The 18,570-nt window shown below is 49.2% G+C and carries 14 protein-coding genes; 10 read left to right on the plus strand and 4 right to left on the minus strand.

What is annotated here, in order from left to right; genetic code table 11:
* Positions 1 to 35 precede the first annotated feature (35 nt).
* The 9 genes from ACUN27_RS04770 (at position 36) to ade (ending at position 12,203) form a co-directional block, all read left to right on the plus strand.
* Complete coding sequence (locus ACUN27_RS04770) at positions 36 to 1,397, plus strand: ABC transporter substrate-binding protein (protein WP_315953822.1); 1,362 nt, start codon at positions 36 to 38, stop codon at positions 1,395 to 1,397.
* A gap of 81 nt (positions 1,398 to 1,478) precedes the next feature.
* Positions 1,479 to 2,348 carry a carbohydrate ABC transporter permease gene (locus ACUN27_RS04775; RefSeq protein WP_326059176.1) on the plus strand — a complete coding sequence of 290 codons (870 nt, stop codon included), beginning with the start codon at positions 1,479 to 1,481 and terminating at the stop codon, positions 2,346 to 2,348.
* Positions 2,348 to 3,166, plus strand: a complete 819-nt coding sequence (locus ACUN27_RS04780; RefSeq protein WP_315953824.1) for a carbohydrate ABC transporter permease — start codon at positions 2,348 to 2,350, stop codon at positions 3,164 to 3,166. Before ACUN27_RS04775 ends, ACUN27_RS04780 begins: the two co-directional genes overlap by 1 nt.
* A 37-nt stretch (positions 3,167 to 3,203) precedes the next feature.
* A complete protein-coding gene (locus tag ACUN27_RS04785) occupies positions 3,204 to 4,772 on the plus strand; it encodes a response regulator transcription factor (RefSeq protein WP_445558476.1) in 1,569 nt (522 codons plus the stop codon).
* A gap of 13 nt (positions 4,773 to 4,785) precedes the next feature.
* Positions 4,786 to 6,510, plus strand: coding sequence for a hypothetical protein (locus tag ACUN27_RS04790; RefSeq protein ID WP_445558477.1), 1,725 nt, complete (start codon positions 4,786 to 4,788; stop codon positions 6,508 to 6,510).
* A 91-nt stretch (positions 6,511 to 6,601) separates the two neighbouring features.
* Positions 6,602 to 7,282, plus strand: a complete 681-nt coding sequence (locus ACUN27_RS04795; protein WP_445558478.1) for an aspartate/glutamate racemase family protein — start codon at positions 6,602 to 6,604, stop codon at positions 7,280 to 7,282.
* A gap of 34 nt (positions 7,283 to 7,316) precedes the next feature.
* Positions 7,317 to 8,576 carry a ribulose-bisphosphate carboxylase large subunit family protein gene (locus ACUN27_RS04800; RefSeq protein ID WP_445558479.1) on the plus strand — a complete coding sequence of 420 codons (1,260 nt, stop codon included), beginning with the start codon at positions 7,317 to 7,319 and terminating at the stop codon, positions 8,574 to 8,576.
* Between the two features lie 6 nt (positions 8,577 to 8,582).
* Entirely contained in the window at positions 8,583 to 10,067 is a 1,485-nt protein-coding gene (locus ACUN27_RS04805; protein WP_445558480.1) for a four-carbon acid sugar kinase family protein, read from the plus strand.
* 342 nt (positions 10,068 to 10,409) lie between these two features.
* Positions 10,410 to 12,203: an adenine deaminase gene (gene ade, locus ACUN27_RS04810; RefSeq protein ID WP_326059188.1), complete on the plus strand. Its 1,794-nt coding sequence runs from the start codon at positions 10,410 to 10,412 to the stop codon at positions 12,201 to 12,203.
* 303 nt (positions 12,204 to 12,506) lie between these two features.
* Here the strand turns inward: ade and ACUN27_RS04815 are convergent, their stop codons facing one another.
* On the minus strand, positions 12,507 to 12,659 hold the full coding sequence (locus ACUN27_RS04815) for a hypothetical protein (RefSeq protein ID WP_315953831.1): 153 nt from the start codon (positions 12,657 to 12,659) through the stop codon (positions 12,507 to 12,509).
* Between the two features lie 196 nt (positions 12,660 to 12,855).
* Between ACUN27_RS04815 and ACUN27_RS04820 the strand changes: the two genes are divergently transcribed.
* Entirely contained in the window at positions 12,856 to 13,389 is a 534-nt protein-coding gene (locus tag ACUN27_RS04820) for a YceI family protein (RefSeq protein WP_315953832.1), read from the plus strand.
* Between the two features lie 65 nt (positions 13,390 to 13,454).
* Here the strand turns inward: ACUN27_RS04820 and ACUN27_RS04825 are convergent, their stop codons facing one another.
* From ACUN27_RS04825 to ACUN27_RS04835, 3 genes are all read right to left on the minus strand, one after another.
* Positions 13,455 to 14,975 (minus strand): ATP-binding protein, encoded by a 1,521-nt coding sequence (locus ACUN27_RS04825; protein WP_315953833.1) that lies wholly within the window; start codon positions 14,973 to 14,975, stop codon positions 13,455 to 13,457.
* Positions 14,976 to 15,203: 228 nt separating this feature from the next.
* On the minus strand, positions 15,204 to 16,757 hold the full coding sequence (locus tag ACUN27_RS04830; protein WP_326059190.1) for a response regulator transcription factor: 1,554 nt from the start codon (positions 16,755 to 16,757) through the stop codon (positions 15,204 to 15,206).
* On the minus strand, positions 16,744 to 18,552 hold the full coding sequence (locus ACUN27_RS04835; protein ID WP_445558481.1) for a cache domain-containing sensor histidine kinase: 1,809 nt from the start codon (positions 18,550 to 18,552) through the stop codon (positions 16,744 to 16,746). Before ACUN27_RS04835 ends, ACUN27_RS04830 begins: the two co-directional genes overlap by 14 nt.
* Positions 18,553 to 18,570: the final 18 nt, after the last annotated feature.

Genomic DNA, 18,570 nt, shown 5'->3' on the forward strand with positions numbered 1-18,570 from the left:
AATCTGTAAGGAATATTGAAGGAGGGGTACAGAAAATGAGGAAAATGAAAACGGTAACACTGTCTGCGTCGGTGGCAGCAGTTATGGCATTGACGGCTTGCGGAAGCGCAGGCACAAACACAGGGAGCAGCACACCGGCAGCTGCAACGCCTGCTGCATCAACAGCCGCAGCAACACAGGCTCCAGCGAAGAAAGACCCTGTCACACTGACGTTTGCGATCGCCAATACGGTTGATGCTACACCTTTTAATAAAATATTCAAAGAGTTCGAAACGAAAACAGGCAATAAGGTCGAGCTGCAAGCACTGCCTGGCGGTGATTTCGACAACATGATGAAAACACGCTTTTCCACAGGCGACTTCCCGGACCTCTTCCTCATGCAGCCAGGCCCTAAGCAGTACGTTAAGTTGAGAGCCTCTGAAACGCTTCGCGAATGGTCGGGGGATCAGGCGGTATGGGATCGCATTATTCCGACGATGAAAGATTTTCAGGCAGATGCGAACAAGAAAATTTATGGTGTCCCTTTCGGCGCTACCGGCATGATGGGCATCTACTATAACAAAGATGTATTCAGCAAAGCGGGCATTCAGCCTCCCAAAAATTATGCGGATATGATTGAAGGCGCTAAGAAAATCAAGGCAGCTGGCGTCACGCCTTTCTATGAAGGTGTCAAAGACGGTTGGCCGCCGCAAGTGTTCTACTTCACGGGTTGGGTATCCAATGTGGACCCGGCGATCGGGGATGCAGGGGTTCAAAATTTAGAGAAAAATGCGCTTAAGCTGGCCGATATTCCGGCACTCAAGGACCTTTTCGCCAAACAAAAGGAATTAAAAGATCTTGGATTGATCCAATCCAATCCGCTGGCTGGCACATTTGACGAACTGCAAAATTTGATGGGCGAAGGCAAAGTAGGCATGGCCTTCATGCTTGACGGCATTATTCCGCAATTGGAGAAGAAATTCGGGAAAGAGTTCGTGACGAACAAAATTGGCTTCTTCCCATTCCCCTCCGCTGCGGATGCAGGAACAGCCATGATCACGCCGCCGAACCAATTGATGATTCCGAATAAAGCGAAACATGCCGATGTGGCTGCTGAGCTGGTTAAATTCATGATTTCTCCTGAGATGGTGGATCTGTACTACCAAACGAGCCCAGGTATTCCGATTTTCCAAGGCGCTAAGAGCAGCTTGTATCCTGTACAACAAACGGTGAAAGATCTGATCGATGCGAATAAAGCGAAAATTAACGTGCAAAATCGTCTGACACCAACCTTCGCTGATTTCCAAAAAACGTTGCAAACGTTCTTCATTGACGGAGATGTCGACAAAGCACTGAAAGAATTCTCTGCGAACTATGAGAAAGATGGCAAAGCCAAGCTGCTTGAAGGTTTTAAGTAAGCTGATTTCGTTCCAAGTCTTTCAGTCCGGTCGGAATTAGGTTCCGGCCGGAACACTTTATGAAGAAGGAGGGGAGACGAGATGGGAAAGACGAAATACCCGCTTTATTTTTCATTCCCGGCTCTCGCCGTGTTTCTATTGTTTTTCATTACTCCAACGATCATTGGGTTTTATTACAGCTTTACGGACTGGAATATTAATGCAGAGCAGATTCGTTTCAACGGGCTGGATAACTATATCGAGCTGTTCAAAGAACCTAGATTAAAAACGGCTTTGATCAATACGTTGATTTTTGCGGCGGTTGTGACCTTGATGCAAAACTTTTTGGGATTAGGATTAGCTTTAATTTTGAATGAAGCACTTAAACTGCGAAATCTGCTGCGCATGATCTTCTTTCTGCCCTACGTGATTGCGCCGATTGTCATAGGTTATATTTTCCGAGCGATCTATCATCCCGAGCATGGCATTGTCAACACGGTACTTGATGCAGTAGGGCTGCATGTGATGGCTCAGGACTGGTTGAATGACCCCAAGTATGCCTTATTCTCGATTATCGTGACGGACCTGTGGCGTGTTGCCGGATTCTCGATGGTTGTTTATTTGGCCGGCTTGCAGTTTATTCCGAAGGATCTGATTGAAAGCTCATCCATGGACGGGGCGCAATATTGGCAGCGTTTCCGCTCCATTATATTCCCGCTGTTAGCTCCGGCACTTACCGTCAACGTCCTTCTCTCCATGATTGGTTCCATGAAGGTGTTTGAAATGGTCATGGTCCTGACAGAAGGTGGACCGGGTTATACCACAGAAGTATTTTATACGTACATTCGCGGTATGTTCAGCACAGGTTTATTCGGTTATGCGACGGCGGTTAACGTTGTTTTATTCGTCCTAGTTACCATTGTTGGCGTTCCGGTACTGATGGCGATGAAGAAGAGAGAGGTCGAGATGTGATGAGAAAAAAGTGGACACTCTGGATACTGGAAATCGTCGCGATCTGCTTGGCCTGTCTGATTCTGATTCCCTTTCTGATGATTCTGGTCAATTCGTTTAAAGGCATTCGGGAATCGGCGTTATTCGGCCTATCCCTTCCTTCCGAATGGCACTTTACCAATTACAAGGAAGTCTTTCAGCAGGCAAACATTTGGCGGGGGTTCAAAAATAGCATTCTTATTTCCGTCCTGGTTGTCGTCTGTGTGAATTTATTTGCCTCCATGGCTGCTTTCATCATTCAACGAAGAGATGATCGGTTTCTGCAAGGAGCTTATTACATGTTCATTATGGGGCTGATTGTTCCAGTCTCCATTGTGCCTACGATTAAGCTGTTGGGTGATCTTCATATTAAAGGTACTTACTTCAGTTTGATTATGTATTATACGGCGGTGCTGCTGCCTTTTGCTGTGTTTCTGCTCGTGGGCTTTATGAAGTCGATTCCGAGAGAATTGGATGAAGCGGCTTTGCTGGAAGGCTGCAGCTATTTCCGGTTGTATTGGCAGATGATTTTACCGCTGCTGCTTACCGTGCTTGTAACCGTCTCCATTGTGGTGATGGTGTCGGTTTGGAACGATTTCTTCGGACCTTTCTATCTGATGACAGATAGCACGAAGTGGACGATTGTCCTGCAAATCTTCAATTTTGTCACGATGTACAGCACGAATTGGGGCGTTGTGTTTGCCTTCATGGTGCTTGTCATTGCTCCGATTCTGATTATTTATTTACTGCTGCAAAGATACATTATTGACGGGCTGACAGCGGGTTCCATGAAAGGTTGAGTCAAGCGAAATCTAAGTCTTTGAGGAGGTACAGGAAATGCGAAGAGTCATCATTGTAGACGATGAAAAGTGGATACGAAGAGGATTAATTCAGTCTATTTCCTGGAACGAATGGGGCTTGGAGCTTGTTGGCGAAGCAAGTGACGGGGGAGAAGGCTATGAGATGGCTTTGGACAAAAAGCCGGACTTGCTCTTCCTGGATATGCGGATGCCGGGCCTCGACGGTAAACAGCTGCTGGGTATGCTCAGCCAAGAGCTGCCGGACTTGCTGACGATTGTGATCAGCGGGTATTCGGATTTCGAATATACGAAGGAAGCCATTCGCCACAAAGCTTTCGACTACTTGCTTAAGCCGGTGAAAAAGGAAGAGCTTGCTGCGGTGGTGGAAAAAGCGCTTCTGGAGCTGGATCGGCGCGAAGCCGAGAAACGCAAAGCCTCCCGTGTCCAAGGAGAGGATTGGCTGCGGCAGCTTCTGCTGCATGCCGAGGAAGGGGAGGATGCCTTCGTTCCCTCCAGTTGGCAAGCCGGTGAATATGCCGTGATGCTCGGTCACACGGACACCTTCCAAGAGCATTGCGATTATGCTCGTCTGCTGCCGGTGATTTATGAGCAGTTAAACCGGATGAAGCCCTTCCTTTTTGGGGGGCGGTGGGAGTACGAGGTTACGACGCTGCACGACAGCAGCCGGGAGATTGCGATTGCGCTTTGCGGGGCTCGGCTGGAATCGAAGGATTTTAGCCGACTGCACACAAGTTTGTTAGCTGGTATAAAACAGGCGGGGAGCGCTAGCATCAGCTTTGGCATGAGCAATAGGAAGCTGGAGGCTGCCAAGCTGGGGGAGGCTTATAACGAAGCGAGAAAAGCTTTGTCGGGGAAACTCCTGTCAGCGGTGAACGCCTTGCTTTTTGCAGAGAACAAAGCGATCCCTTTATCCGGCATGTATCCGCAGGACCAAGAGAACTCGTTCCTATGGGTGCTTCAATCCGGGAATAAGCAGGCTGTGGAGCAAGAATTCGAGCGGTTGTTTGCGGCATTCGTAAGCGACGTTACGACGGTGGGACATTTGCAGTGGAGTGCGGATTTACTCCTTCATGCGGTGGAAAAGCAGCTACAGGCGAAAGATGTTCGATTAGAGGAGATCTGCGGCAAAAATACACACATGTATTCAGAGCTAATTCACCAACGTAACGACGTGGATGCGATGAAAAAGATTTTCAAAGATGACCTGCTGCCTGCTGTGCTCTGTTTCTACGGTCAATCTGGGGAAAAGCAGGGAGAGAAGGTCGTCAGCGAGCTGAAAAAATGGATGGAGAGCAATTACGATCAATCCCTCTCCTTACATCAAATTGCCAGCAGCTATTATTTGAATCCTGACTATTTAAGTCGGATTTTCAAAAGGATGACGGGGAAAAATTTCGTCGATTATTTAACCGATATCCGTTTGCATAAGGCCAAAGAGCTGATGAATAAATCGAAATACAAAAACTACGAAGTCGCGCAAAAGGTGGGCTATGAGGATTACCGGTATTTCAGCCAAATTTTCAAAAGAAAAATCGGCATGACCATCGGTGAATATCGCAAAGCCATCGGTCAAGCGGACCAATAAGGAGAGAACACGTATGTCGAAACAGTTAATTCCCGATACGCTTATGCTCGAAGAACGCGCAGCACACGCCATCAATGCCATGATCGGCATGGCGGATCGCGACCATAACTATATTCCTTTTTTTGCAGCCGATTTGATGCACAAACCTGCTTTTATGACGCATGGCGATTGGGACTACGGTTCCTCGCACGGACGGATGATTGACGGATTAATTCTTGCCCGCCACATGTCGGGAGAAGAGTTCGGCAAAGAGGTCGAGGAGCGTTATCGTGCGAACCTGTTGTCTTTTTTCAAAGAAGACGGGATGAGCTACAGACAGATTAATCCAACCCGCAATTGGGAGCCGAATGCAAACTTGATTGACCAGCGGGCGGTTATTTTATCTTTGACCACTTGGTTTATGGAATCGGGGGACCCGAAGGTCAAAGAAGCAGCTGACCGCCATGTGGCGGCACTCAAGCGTATCGCGATCAAAGAGCGCGATGTCTGGTATTATCCGGCTTCGGAATACAAAGAAACGGGCTGGCCTTCGAATAACGCGATACAACTACGTTTGGCGCCCGATCCGGCAGCTTTCTGCGGTCGTTTAGTCATGCCTTTGCTGAAATATCATGAGTTGACGGGCAATCAGGATGCTTATGAACTATGCCAATTTTTTACAGCATTAATTATGGAGCGCAGCGGTGTATTCAATCAAGACGGCAGTTTCAACGACTCGCTGGCTTACCGGAGCGGACACTTCCATACGCGGATTGGCACGCTTGACGCTATCGCGAGGTTCGGCGTCTACACGGGCGATGCGGCTATGCTCGCTTGGGTCAAGAAATGCTACGATTGGGCGCTGACCAAATGCACGAACTTCGGCTGGACGCCGGGCGATCTGCACGAGCAGGCTTATGAGCATGAAACATGCTCCTTGGTTGACTTAATCGCGACAGGCATTACCTTAGCCCAAAGTGGCTACGTGGAATATTGGGGAACGGTGGAACGGTTTTTGCGCAACCATCTGGCGGAATCACAACTGCTGGATCTGGATTGGGTGGAGGAAGCGGATGATAAGTCGGCTGACATTCCTGCGAATAAAAGCTTCTATAAAGTAGCGGAGCGGACACGAGGTTCTTTTGCAGGCTATTCGGCGCCTAATGATTTCGTTTGCGATGTGAATGAGGGACGCGGTCATACGAACGATTTGCAAATTTGCTGCTTAGGCTCAGGCACACGCGGGCTCTTCATGGGCTGGAGTAACACGATTACGGAGAAAAAAGGGACGATCAGCGTCAATTTCCTTTTGAATCGCGGCTCCAAATGGCTGGACGTCAGCTCCTACCTGCCGCATGAAGGGAAAGTCGTGCTCGATATTCACACGGATATCTCTCGTCTGCAGATCCGAATCCCAGAGTGGGCCGGCTTTACGAAAATCAAGTATGTTCGCGAGCGCGGTGGGGAAGTCATCGAAGGCAAAGGCAATGAAGCGAGCAGCTGGGTGAACAAGCACTTCCTCTTGCTGGGGGCAGCTGTCGCAGGTGAGAAAATTACGGTGACCTTCCCGCTGAGCTTCCGCAAGACGTTGGAGAATGCGGTAGGTCAAACCTTTGAGACGGAATGGCGTGGGGATGATGTTGTAAATATAACGCCGAAGGGTACGAAGAAACCTTTGTACAGCGGGCGTCAGGTGTTTGAAGAGGCGCCAATGCGGGCTGGGGAGTATCGTCGATTGGATAAGGAGTTTGTTTGGTAAGTGAGTGAAGGAATAGATGAGCAAATGAGCAAATGAGCAAATGAGTGAAAGACCATCTGCTTTCGGAGTGAAAGCGACTAGGAGGAGTTCGATGCAAACCGTTGTTGCGATTTATACAGGTCAGGGCTTGGCCGATCCTTTGAAAAAGGTGTTTCAAGAGATGCTGCCGGATATTCGGCTCGTGAATATTATCGATGACAGCCTGATTGGCGATGTCGTGCGTGCTGGGCACATACCCGAAGTCGTGTCGCGCCATTTGGTACAGTATTATCGGCACGCGGAAGAGCTGGGTGCGGATGTGATCCTCAACACATGTTCCTCCGTTGGCGATGTGGCGGATGAGGCTGTGGAGGCTATCGGCATTCCGATTGTGCGAATCGACGAATGGATGGCGGCCAAAGCGGTAGCCGGCTACACGCGGATTGCCGTGCTGGCCACGCTGCCATCTACCTTGGAGCCAACCTTGCGCCTTATTCAGCGCAAGGCGGACGAAGCCGGCAGAGAGGTACAGCTTGTGAGCGGACTCGCGGAGGGCGCCTTTGATGCCTTGATCAGCGGCAAGCCGGAAGAGCATGACCGCTTATTGCTGGAAACGGCGAAACGGGCAACAGATGACGCCGATGTGCTGGTATTGGCGCAAGGCTCCATGGCGCGTATGGAGCAAGCGTTGGCAGAAGCAACAGGCAAGCCAGTGCTTTCATCCCCGAGATTCGGCGTGGAACATGTGAAGGCTGTTCTCGAAGCAGCCAAAGAAACGAAGGCAGGGTCTTAGAGCGATTTGGCTTAGAGAAAGGAGAGAAGAGAAAATGGAGCAAGATCGTGTAACAGCCGTCTATTTGGTGGAAACGGCGTATTCGCTGGAGCGGGCTGCCGCCTCCATCGCCGGCGAGCAGTCCACGGGGACGTTCACGGCTGTGCCTGGAGAGACGGACGCCGTGAAGGAGCGGCATGGCGCAAGAGTGGAGCGTATCGAGCCATTGGACGATACGGATACTCCGTCCTTGCCGGGTGCGAAGACTCCGCCGGGTCATGACGGCAAATATCGGCGTGGGCGAGTGACGGTATCGTTTCCTCTTCATAATTTCGGGCCTTCCATACCGAATTTAATGTCTGCTGTTGCGGGCAATTTGTATGAGCTTCAAGAATTGTCAGGGCTGAGACTTTTGGATTTGGAGCTGCCGGAGGCATTTACGGTGCGATACCCTGGCCCAAAATTTGGGATAGAGGGGACACGAAAGCTGACGGGCGTATATGACCGACCGATACTTGGGACAATCGTAAAGCCCAGCGTAGGCTTATCAATGGAGGAGCTGTCGGCTTTGGTGGAGAAGCTGGGGAAAGCGGGCATGGATTTCATCAAGGACGATGAATTGAATGCGAATCCCCCTTATGCGCCATTAGCGGACAAAGTCAAGGCCGTCATGGAGGCGGTCGAGCGAGCTGCAGATGCTACGGGCAAGAAACTGATGTATGCCTTCAACATCACAGGGGATTATGACGAACTGCGCCGGAACCATGATTTGGTTGTCAAAGCGGGCGGCACTTGCGTGATGGTGAGTATACTCAGCGTCGGGCTATCGGGGCTGACGTATTTGAATCAATTCAGCGAGGTTCCCATTCACGGGCATCGCAATCAATGGGGAATGCTGACGCGATCTCCGCTGCTGGGCATTGAATTCACGGCTTATCAGAAGCTTTGCCGGTTAGCCGGGGCCGATCATCTGCACGTAAACGGTTTAAATAGCAAGTTTTATGAAAGCAACGAATCGGTGGTTCGGTCCATTGCGGCTTGCACGGCGCCGCTGCTCGGCGGCTACAAAGCGATGCCTGTCGTATCCTCAGCCCAGTGGGCGGGGATGGCTCCAGCTACGTATGTGGCAACGGGGAACGTAGATTTGATGCACTTGGCCGGCGGAGGCATGCTGGCTCATCCGGATGGTCCTGCGGCCGGCTTCGAGAGCATGAAGTTGGGCTGGGAAGCGGCGGTTCAGGGGATACCGCTGGACGCCTATGCGGCGCAGCATCCTTCCCTGCAAAGGGCGATCGAGAAATACGGGAAGGGGTGAAGGCCGATGGAAGAACCCCCTTTTAAGCAAGAACCGGCTTCTGGGCCAACCGCTACCCGAACTGCTGGGCGAAATGTCGGGCGATCTTCGAGACGAACCGCCAGGAGACCGCTCTGTTATTACGGTGATGATTTCACCGGGTCTACGGATGTGTTGGAGTCGCTGTTTCAGGCGGGGCTGAAAACCGTTCTGTTTCTGGAGCCACCCACGCCCGAGCTGCTGCAGGAGCAGTTTCAAGACGTCGACTGTTTCGGCGTCGCCGGTGTGGGACGCTCCTTAACTCCCGAGGAGATGGAGCGGGAGCTGCGTCCGCTTTTTATGACGCTAAAAGCAGCTGGAGCCGCCGTCGTGCATTATAAAATATGCTCGACCTTCGACTCCTCGCCCGGCACGGGCAGCATCGGCAAAGCGGCGGAAATCGGGCGCGAGGTATTTGGCGGCCGGTACATCCCGCTGCTTGTCGGCGTTCCGTATCTGGGCCGGTATACGCTGTTCGGCAACCATTTTGCAGCTGGCGGCGCAGGAGGAACTGTGCATCGCTTGGATCGCCACCCAACGATGTCCAAGCATCCGGTTACGCCCATGGCGGAGTCCGATCTTCGCAAGCATTTGGCGCAGCAGACAGCGCTGAAAACGGCTTTGCTGGATATTAAGGCGCTAGACGGCTCGTCTGCGGATGTGCGAAAGCGCTTGGAGACGGTTATCCGCCAAGAGCAGCCGGATCTGCTGCTATTTGACGTATTGGATGAGCGGCGCTTGGAAGCGGCTGGGAGAATGATTTGGGAAGAGGCAGAGGAGCATGACGGACTGTTCGTCATCGGTTCTTCCGGTGTCGAATACGCGCTCGGAGCCGTTTGGCGAAAAGATGCGGGGAATTTGGATACCGCAGTGGACAGCAATAGGATACGAGCTGAGGTCTCAGAAGCTGCGCCCTTGTTAGTCATTTCAGGCAGCTGTTCGCCTGTAACCGAGGGTCAGATTGGGCATGCGCTGCAAGCCGGTTTCGCAGGCATTCGCGTTCCGATGGAAGATCTGCTTAGTTCAGAAACGCGGGAAGCGGCAAAGATTGCCTTGCAGCAAGAAGCGCAGCAATGGCTGGCGGGCGGCAGGAGCGTCATTGTCTACTCGGCCACGGGGCCAACCGATGTAAGCATTGGACACATGCGAGAGGTACTGTCCGCCCGGGGGATCAGATCGGAAGACAGCAGCCGTCTGCTTGGCCATGCGCTTGGAGAGCTGACCAGAGAGCTCGTTCGTCAGCTTGGTATTTCGCGTGTTTTAATAGCGGGAGGGGACACCTCGGGGTATGTGACTAGAGAGCTTGGTGTCTACGCTTTGGAATGTATTTCCATTCTTGACCCTGGCGGACCTCTATGCCGGGCTTATGCCAATGAGCCATCGTTTGACGGTCTGGAGCTCGTGCTCAAGGGCGGCCAAGTTGGCGGTGTGGATTTTTTTGAGCGGGTCGCCGGGTACAGGTATGGAGGCTGATCTCGGTTAGCCAATTTCTCGCCAATGGGATGAGAAGGTGCAAAAAGTGCAGCAAATTTAAGCTAAAAAGTGGTTTTTACAAGAAAACCTGCATTTCCTGCATTAAAATTATGGATTCAAGCCTGAAAAAGGGTTGAACGTTTAAATTTGATGTATGTTTTACATGATTTGAACCAAGATTCGCAAAAAGGGTTAATTTAACTGTATGTTTTACATGATTCTAGAAATGAAGACTATTTTCTGCAGCGTTGCAGGGATAGTCTTTTTTCTGCTTCCCCGGCTTTGGGTTGTCATCTAAATGGGCTATAATAGGAGTTGAAATTTATAATAGGGAGAACTAACATGACTCAATATAAAAGAAATAGACTGGTTGAAGTGAGCGGGAAGTTGGCTAAAGTCGCCATGGGCAGCGCTTATGCGGATGTTGTCATTAAAAACGGCACACTGGTCAATGTGTATTCAGGGGAACTACTTGCGCATACGGATGTCGCTGTGTCCGAGGGACGTGTGGCGTTTGTCGGGCATGCGGACCACACGATTGGCGATCAAACAGTTGTTATTGACGCTGCTGGGAAATATATAGCTCCAGGATTCCTGGACGGTCATATGCATGTTGAAAGCACGATGCTTTCGGTTACGGAGTTTGCCAAAGCGGCTCTACCCAAAGGAACAACGGGAATCTTCATGGACCCTCATGAGATTGCCAATGTGTTCGGGTCCGAAGGAGTAAAGCTGATGCATGAAGAGGGCCAGCAGCTGCCGCTCAAAGTGTTCACGACCTTCCCGTCTTGCGTGCCTGCGACGACAGACTTGGAAGATGCCGGTGCCAGCTTGGAAGTGAAAGATATTGAAGAGGGACTGCAATGGGACAATGTGGTCGGGCTTGGTGAAGTGATGAACTTCCCTGGTGTCGTCTACGGGGATCCGAAAATGTGCGGAGAAATTGAAGCGACGATTAACAGCGGCAAAGCTGTCACTGGGCATTTTCCAAGCGAAGATGACCGTATGCTGCAAGCTTACATCGCGTCCGGCGTGACCTCCGATCACGAAACAGTTACACGCGAGCAAGGACTGCACAAAGTCCGCATGGGCATGCATTTGATGATTCGCGAAGGCTCCGCGTGGCATGATGTCAAAGAGGTTATCAAGATCGTTACCGAAGATAAAGTGAACACATCTAACATCTCCCTCGTCACGGATGACGTCAGTCCGCAAACATTGGTGGAAAAAGGACATCTCAATCATGTGGTGCGCCGTGCGATTGAAGAGGGTGTCGATCCCGTTACCGCGATTCAAATGGTGACCATTAATGTGGCGCGCTATTTTAACCTGGAGAAAGATCTGGGCAGCATTACGGCAGGTAAATGCGCAGACATTTTATTGCTTGATGATTTGCAAAAAGTTGAGCCTGTAACTGTCATTACGGATGGAAAAGTCATCTTTGACCAAGGCAAGATTGTTGCGGATTTCCCTACTTACGTGTATCCAGCGCATATTCGCAGCTCCATGAATGTGAAGCGGGAGCTGACGGCGCAGGACTTTCAGCTTGCAAGCCGCGGCAACGATGAGAAAACAAGCGTCAATGTCATTCAGGTGATTGAAAATAGTGCAAGAACAGCGAAAATGACAGCCACGCTAAATGTCGAGCAAGGGATTATTCAACCGGATATCCAGCAGGACGTTGTCCGTCTTGCTTGTATTGAGCGGCATCGCGGCACTGGCGAAATTTCGCTTGGGTTCACGAGCGGATTTCAATTGAAATCCGGCGCTGTAGCGTCTACCGTTGCGCATGACAGCCATAATTTGATTGTTATGGGGATTAACGAGCAAGATATGGCTCTCGCTGCTAATGAGCTGGTCAAATTGGGAGGCGGCACCATCGTCGTAGAGAACGGCCGCGTGTTGGCTCAAGTGCCGTTAACGATAGCAGGCCTTATGTCCGATAAATCTTTGCTAGAAGTCGTTGACGAAGTTGCCCAGCTTGAAAGAGCATGGAAACAAATTGGCTGTCCGTTAAACGCACCGTTTATGACTTTTTCATTGATCGCACTGCCTGTTATCCCTGAGATTCGGATTTCAAACCGTGGAATAGTCGATGTAACCCAGTTTAAGCTCATTGACGTCGAAGTGATTTAGGTTATTAAAAGGTGCCCCTTCGGGTGCCTTTTTATATCTGGGGGAGGGAACTACAGGCCGCTAATTCCCAGAAAAGGAGCAATTCCCACGTATAGGGGGAACTACGGTCCACTATTTTGCCGTTTTCACCCGGAAAACCCTGCCATGAAGGCTGAATAAGGCCCTGTAGTTCCGCTCGGAGAGGAATTAGCTCGTTTTCCTCACAATAGTGGCCTCCAGTTCTCCTAGCGGTGTTCTTGTTTGGTTTTGAAAATTAGCAGAAGACCGTCAGGGCTCAGGGCCTTGGCGGTCTTCGTGTGTTTTTTAGCGTAAATAAGGAAAATACGGAATAGGGATGGGCGCACTGTTCACATTTGCAGGTTTAATCACGATGTCCGTGGGAACGGTTTTCCCGGGTGGCAATTGAATGATACCGCTTCCATCATAATACACAGGTTTATTCGATTCTGCCGCCATTCCTGTTTCCTCCTACAAAGGGGATTTTTTTGGACTACTGCCGATACATTAATGTATGACGGTAAAAGGAATTAAACAACGTGTTTCTTCCAGAAATTGTTTGACAAAAGATAGGGCGCCGAGTTACGATAAAATGGAATGAGTAATAGTTAGTAAATTATTTTTAATAAGTTATTACTTAGGAGGCGTAACTTTTATGGCAAAGTCAAAATGGGCAGTAGATGCAAGTCACAGCAGTATTGACTTCTCCGTTAGGCACATGATGATTGCTAAGGTTAAAGGCACATTCCACTCGTTCGAAGCTCAGATTGAAGCGGATGCGACAGATCTCTCGTCGGCCGATATTCACTTTCAGGTGGATATAAGCAGTATTGATACCCGGAATACGGATCGAGACGCACATTTGCGTTCAGCCGATTTTTTTGATAGCGAGAAACACCCTACAATGACATTTCAGTCCACTCAAGTCACAAAAACCGGAGACGGGGAATACGCGTTAACTGGCGATTTGACGATACGCGGCGTTACGAGGCCCGAGACGTTTGAAGTAACATTTGAAGGTACCGGCAAAGATCCCTGGGGGAATGAGAAAGCGGGTTTCAGTGCAGTGGGAAGCATCAAACGTGCTGATTTCGGCCTAACCTATAATGCCGCATTGGAAACAGGCGGAGTCTTAATTGGCGACGAGGTTAAAATATCAATTGAAATTGAGGCTGTTGGGCAGCCTTAATAAGATAAAAAGCAGGTCGGGAAACTTCCCGATCTGCTTTTTTGTGTGGAAGAAAGGAGCCGCAGCTAAACTTCAACCGTCGGCAGCTTAAAGCTGAAGATGGAGCCCAGGCCAATGGCGCTTTTCACTTCCAGCGAGCCGCCGTGGTCAACGGCGATCTTTTGGCAAATGGAGAGGCCCAGACCTGTCCCGTTTTCTTTGGTGGTATAGAAAGGATTGAAGATTTGCTCCATTTCGCTTTCGGACATGCCTTCGCCGGAATCTTCGATTTCAATGATCGCGAGTTCATTTTCCTGTTTTATGCGCACGTGAACATCGCCGGGATGCTTCATCGCTTCGAATGCATTTTGGATCAGATTCAGCAGGACTTGTACAATTTTATCCCGATCGATGAAGATATAAAGAGCCTCTTTCGTATCCTCAAAAATAATGGTGTGTCCGCGATAAAGCGCATCCGATTCCGCTAAGGATAGAACCCGATCCAGGCACTCTGTGATGGACTCCGGCTTCATGTTGCTGATATGCGGTTTGGAAAATTGCAGGAATTCCGCCGTCAGCTCATTCATTCTTCGAATCTCGCTCATAATTAATTCATGCCATGGCTGAATATTGTATTGGCTTTTGGTCGCGATTTGCATGAAGCCTTTGATCGTTGTCAGCGGGTTTCGAATTTCATGCGCCATCCCTGCCGCCAATTCGCCGATCATCTTCATTTTCTCGGAGCGGAATAAATGCTCTTCTCGTTTGAGCCATATTTCCCGTTTACTTTTGAACAAACGCTCCTCGGCCAAAGAGATAAGTTCTTCCTTCGTTGCAGCCTCAAGAGGGTGCTCGGCAAAGCTGTAAGTCACTTGAAAGCCTAATATATTGGAATTCAAGGATTCGCTAATATTAGAAATAAGGTTCTCTTTTGCTGGTAAAATAATAGCAAACCTGTCTCCTGCGTAACGGGATATCGCATAGGAATCATAGAAAATGCTGCCCAGCAACAGCGCAATCTGGTTCAAGGTTTCATTTCCGTTATGGATATTCTCGTAATTGACCGATTTGAAATCCTGAAAGTCCAACAACACTAAAACAAAGCTGAAGCGCTTAACCATTAAGTTTTCAACGGTGGTTACGTAGCCTTCATAATTCAATAGCCCTGTCAGCGGGTCATGTGTCGTGAGATAATCATTTTCTTCGCGTAAACGTTTCTTCTCTGACTCTGATTTAATCACATATTGCACAAGCAGCACGAACATAACGGCGCTTGCAATATCGTAGATCGAAACCAAGAGATTGTAAGTGGTAAAAGGCACATAGGATAAACGTATGCACGTATATAAACCGATGTACATGAGCGTTTTCTGCATGGTGTAGGTATACTTCTGCCCATTTTGTATCGAAAAGCCGATCAGCATATAATACAGCAGCAAGCACCAATTCAGATGACTGGACCAATGAAACAGGGCGAGGAAGATGAACTGAATGTTGGGTAAAAAAGGGAGCTTTCGCTCGAGGGCGATGCTGAGGTAAAAAGCGCAGCCTAATAGGATGACTGCTGTGGTATTGGGTGCATTCCCCATTGCTATGGATGATACCATGGTCAAGCAACAAATAAAGGGGATACCTATATGTTTGATTATCTTGATGACCAACGGATAACACTCCCGACTCTTGTATAGAATTGGCAATCTTCATATTGTTAGATTATAAACGAAGTTGGATTCAATATATGTCGGTTTATGTCACGGATTTCGTTAATTTTTGATGATTTTTTTTAGCATTATTTAAGTGTTTGAGAGAAGGATGTCGATTTAACGACACCCCTGTTACCGATGATTCCGATACTCCTTAGGAGACATTTGAAATTGCTGCTTAAATACGTTGGTAAAATAGTTCGGCTCGTCGAAACCAATGGCACATGCGATTTCGAATATTTTCATATCCGTGTTTCGCAGCAGCAGGGCTGCTTTATCCATGCGCAGACGGGTCACGAAGCGGGTGAAGCTTTCCCCGGTTGCCTTTTTAAACAGTACGCTAAAATAGCTGGAGTTGAGGTGAAGATGAGCGGCTACATCCGTTAGGCGGCACTCTTCGTTGTAGTGCTCCTCGATGTACTTTGTAGCTTTCTCAATGACGTTGTCGCTCTTGGACGCTTGCCAGTTATTGAACAGAAGCAGGAAGTTGTTCACCTGTGCGTCTGCCCAGCGAAGGACTTCCTCCGCCGTCCAATGTGCTTGCGGCATATCGGTCGGTATTCTTGCCGTCGCTTCATGGCCGTCAGGATCGAACTGTTTCTGAATGGTTCCCAGCAAAGCAATCGAGAGCGTGAGCGCCTGAATTTTCATATCTTCAGGCGGTTGATGGGACAGATCGGTAAGCAGCTGATTGAGAAGCTGCTGCAGCGCGTTTTCCTGTGCGATCAGAATCGCGGACATCAGCTTCATTTCCAGCTCATTGACTTTCGCTTGATTTAAGGAGAGTGTCATGCCTGAGCCTGTACCCGCTTCTTTATCGATTCGTTGGCTGTCAGAATCCGAAGGGGTCTCACCGCTCTTGAACTGGTCATAGAATTCAGCCAACTGCTTATAAGGGGGAGCTGCACCCATAGCTTGAACGTTCACACGGATGTTCAAGTACTCGAGGGAAGCATCCTGCACAGCTTGGATGAAGCTTTCGTCAGGCCCAGGCTGATCGGCGATCACGACGAAACAATCATGTTCGACCAAGAGGAGCCTGGCAGGAATGCCGGCGCCTTTCAACAGCTCCTCGGCAATATTGGAGAAAGCGAATTGGATGAGGCTGAGGTCCGCTTTGCCATAGTTTTTGAGGGCTAAGTCTTCGCTGTTCAACTGAAGCAGCCACAGCTCCTTCGTCAGAAGTACCTCATCCATGTTTTTCATGGCTTCGTAAGAGGATGGCAGATCTAATAAAGCTGCACGCAGCTCCTGATCCTGCTGCAATTTGCGCTGAGCGAGAAGATGCTGCTGCTGCGCGTATTTCTCATAGTACCGCTCAGAGGCTTTATTCATGACCTGCATGACATCTTGTTCCGTGCAAGGCTTGATAAGCAGATCGAGCGCTCCGAGTCTGACGGCTGCCTGGGCGTACTCAAAATTTTTGTAGCCTGTAAGGATGATAACCAGCAGGTCCGGATAATGCTTCCTTAGATGCCCTACAAATTCGATGCCGTCCATAACAGGCATGCGAATATCCGTAAGCACGAGATCAGGTTTAACCCGATCTACCAACGCCAGCGCATCTTGCCCATTGCTGGCCTCCCCGACAACGTTCCAGCCAATTTGTCCTTCTTCAAACATTTTGATCAAGCCCTTACGGAAGTTGGGCTGATCTTCCACGATGACCACGTTACCCTTCAGCATGCTGGCTCAGCTCCTTTTTAGTTGGGTGATTAGGCAGGATGAGGCGCATTGTCGTTCCGCTATTCACAACGCTCTCAACTTCGAGCCGGTAAGGCTGCCCGTGAACGAGCTCCAGACGCCTAACAACACTGCGAACGCCAAGGTGTTCCCGTCCATCCGAGCGCTGAGGCAGAGAAGTCCCCTTCGGCCCCAGCAGGATAGCGATCGCGGATTCATCCATACCGCAGCCGTTATCGGTCACTTCTATTTCCAAATGGTCAAGATGCTGACGAGCTCGAATAACCAAGATTTTATGTGACACCTTATTCCGAAAGGCATGTACGAATACATTTTCTACGAGAGGCTGGAGAAGGAAACGCATCATCTCGTTGTCCAGTACCTGCTCATCCGCTTGGATAATCGTTTCCAAATCAGGTTCGAACAATTCGGTTTGCAGCTTCACATAATTGCGAATTTGCTGAAATTCTCCCTGCACGGTTGTCAGTGTCCGGACGGGCATCAGGGAGTACTTGAGCATTTCCGAAATGGTGGCGATTAAGGCAGCAGTGTCCTTTTCATTTTGCAAATAAAGCTTCCAATAAATTTCGTTGAACATATTGTGCAGAAAATGTGGGTTAAGCTGAACCTGCAGCGCTTTGAGCTCTGCTTCTCTTTCGCTTAGCTGGGTTAGATAGACCTCCGTAATCAACCTGCCGACCTGTTCAGCCATGGCATTGAAGCTCTCGCCTATATAGGCGAGTTCATCTTTGGTGCGGATTTCAATACGGGCGCTGAAGTCACCGGAACGTACTTTGCGAAGCCCAAGCAGCAGATCCTTGATCGGCCGCAAGAGCTTGCCTGTCGAGATAACGATGAGAATGCTCGTTAACAAGATACTGATGAAGCCGGTATACGCAATGCGTTTGGATAAAATTTTGTTTTTAACTTGAATGTCGGAAAGGGACGTTGAGCTGACAAGCTTGAAGGAGGTCGCTTTGGATATCCCCTGTACATACAGATGATTGTTCATCACGCGGGTTTCGTTCATATCCTGCAGCATCTGTGCTTTCTCCGCTGTTTCCTGCGTGGAATTGCTATAGAGCAACTCCTTGTTTTCGTTGTACAAATAGACTTCGCCTGTCCCGTCCTTGATTAACTCCTTCAAAATCCCGGCAAAAAAGGATTCATCCACAGCCATTACGAGAACGCCATAGGTTTGCAGAGCACTATTTTTCATCAGCCTGGCGATAATAATGGTTTGCCTGAAGCCACTCGGTTCAATGGAGCTGGGCAGCGGCATGCTCATCCAGGCCAGATTCCCATAGGTATCGTTTAGTTTGGACTGGATGGTTTGAAAGGTTGGCTCATCCAAGTTTTTGATCGCAGAAGTCGTATAGCTGAAATAAGAAGGATTGCCGTTTAAGTCATACAGATACATCCCTGTAATATAAGGCGCGTCTGATTTGATTTGGAAAATCTGCTCTTCGATTTGCTTTTTATCATAGTACAGATTAAAGGCGTCGGCATCCTCTTGGGAATTGATTCGTTTGATGAGCATTTCAATTTGCGGATTGAATACTACGGTCTGAGATACACGCACAATTTCCTGAACTTTCATCTCGATTTTGGCCAAAGCCTCTTCATTCGTACGGGAGAACTGCTTGCTGATCTCCTCTTCAAACAGTTTCAGATTATACTGATAAGTCAAATAACCGGTAATCCCGAAGGCAAGTAAAATGATGGCGGACAGGCTAATGATTAATCGAATTCGAAAGCTGCGGTTGATGCTGATGAGTAGTTGTCGCCAGATTTGCATCTCAGATTCCCCAATTTA

Source organism: Paenibacillus sp. WC2504 (assembly GCF_052682475.1).

Excerpts from the sequence above, each read along its gene's own strand:
- ACUN27_RS04770 (WP_315953822.1), top strand. The coding sequence starts at position 36 with ATGAGGAAAATGAAAACGGTAACACTGTCTGCGTCGGTGGCAGCAGTT.
- ACUN27_RS04775 (WP_326059176.1), top strand. The coding sequence starts at position 1,479 with ATGGGAAAGACGAAATACCCGCTTTATTTTTCATTCCCGGCTCTCGCC.
- ACUN27_RS04780 (WP_315953824.1), top strand. The coding sequence starts at position 2,348 with ATGAGAAAAAAGTGGACACTCTGGATACTGGAAATCGTCGCGATCTGC.
- ACUN27_RS04785 (WP_445558476.1), top strand. The coding sequence starts at position 3,204 with ATGCGAAGAGTCATCATTGTAGACGATGAAAAGTGGATACGAAGAGGA.
- ACUN27_RS04790 (WP_445558477.1), top strand. The coding sequence starts at position 4,786 with ATGTCGAAACAGTTAATTCCCGATACGCTTATGCTCGAAGAACGCGCA.
- ACUN27_RS04795 (WP_445558478.1), top strand. The coding sequence starts at position 6,602 with ATGCAAACCGTTGTTGCGATTTATACAGGTCAGGGCTTGGCCGATCCT.
- ACUN27_RS04800 (WP_445558479.1), top strand. The coding sequence starts at position 7,317 with ATGGAGCAAGATCGTGTAACAGCCGTCTATTTGGTGGAAACGGCGTAT.
- ACUN27_RS04805 (WP_445558480.1), top strand. The coding sequence starts at position 8,583 with ATGGAAGAACCCCCTTTTAAGCAAGAACCGGCTTCTGGGCCAACCGCT.
- ade (WP_326059188.1), top strand. The coding sequence starts at position 10,410 with ATGACTCAATATAAAAGAAATAGACTGGTTGAAGTGAGCGGGAAGTTG.
- ACUN27_RS04815 (WP_315953831.1), bottom strand. The coding sequence starts at position 12,659 with ATGGCGGCAGAATCGAATAAACCTGTGTATTATGATGGAAGCGGTATC.
- ACUN27_RS04820 (WP_315953832.1), top strand. The coding sequence starts at position 12,856 with ATGGCAAAGTCAAAATGGGCAGTAGATGCAAGTCACAGCAGTATTGAC.
- ACUN27_RS04825 (WP_315953833.1), bottom strand. The coding sequence starts at position 14,975 with ATGGTATCATCCATAGCAATGGGGAATGCACCCAATACCACAGCAGTC.
- ACUN27_RS04830 (WP_326059190.1), bottom strand. The coding sequence starts at position 16,757 with ATGCTGAAGGGTAACGTGGTCATCGTGGAAGATCAGCCCAACTTCCGT.
- ACUN27_RS04835 (WP_445558481.1), bottom strand. The coding sequence starts at position 18,552 with ATGCAAATCTGGCGACAACTACTCATCAGCATCAACCGCAGCTTTCGA.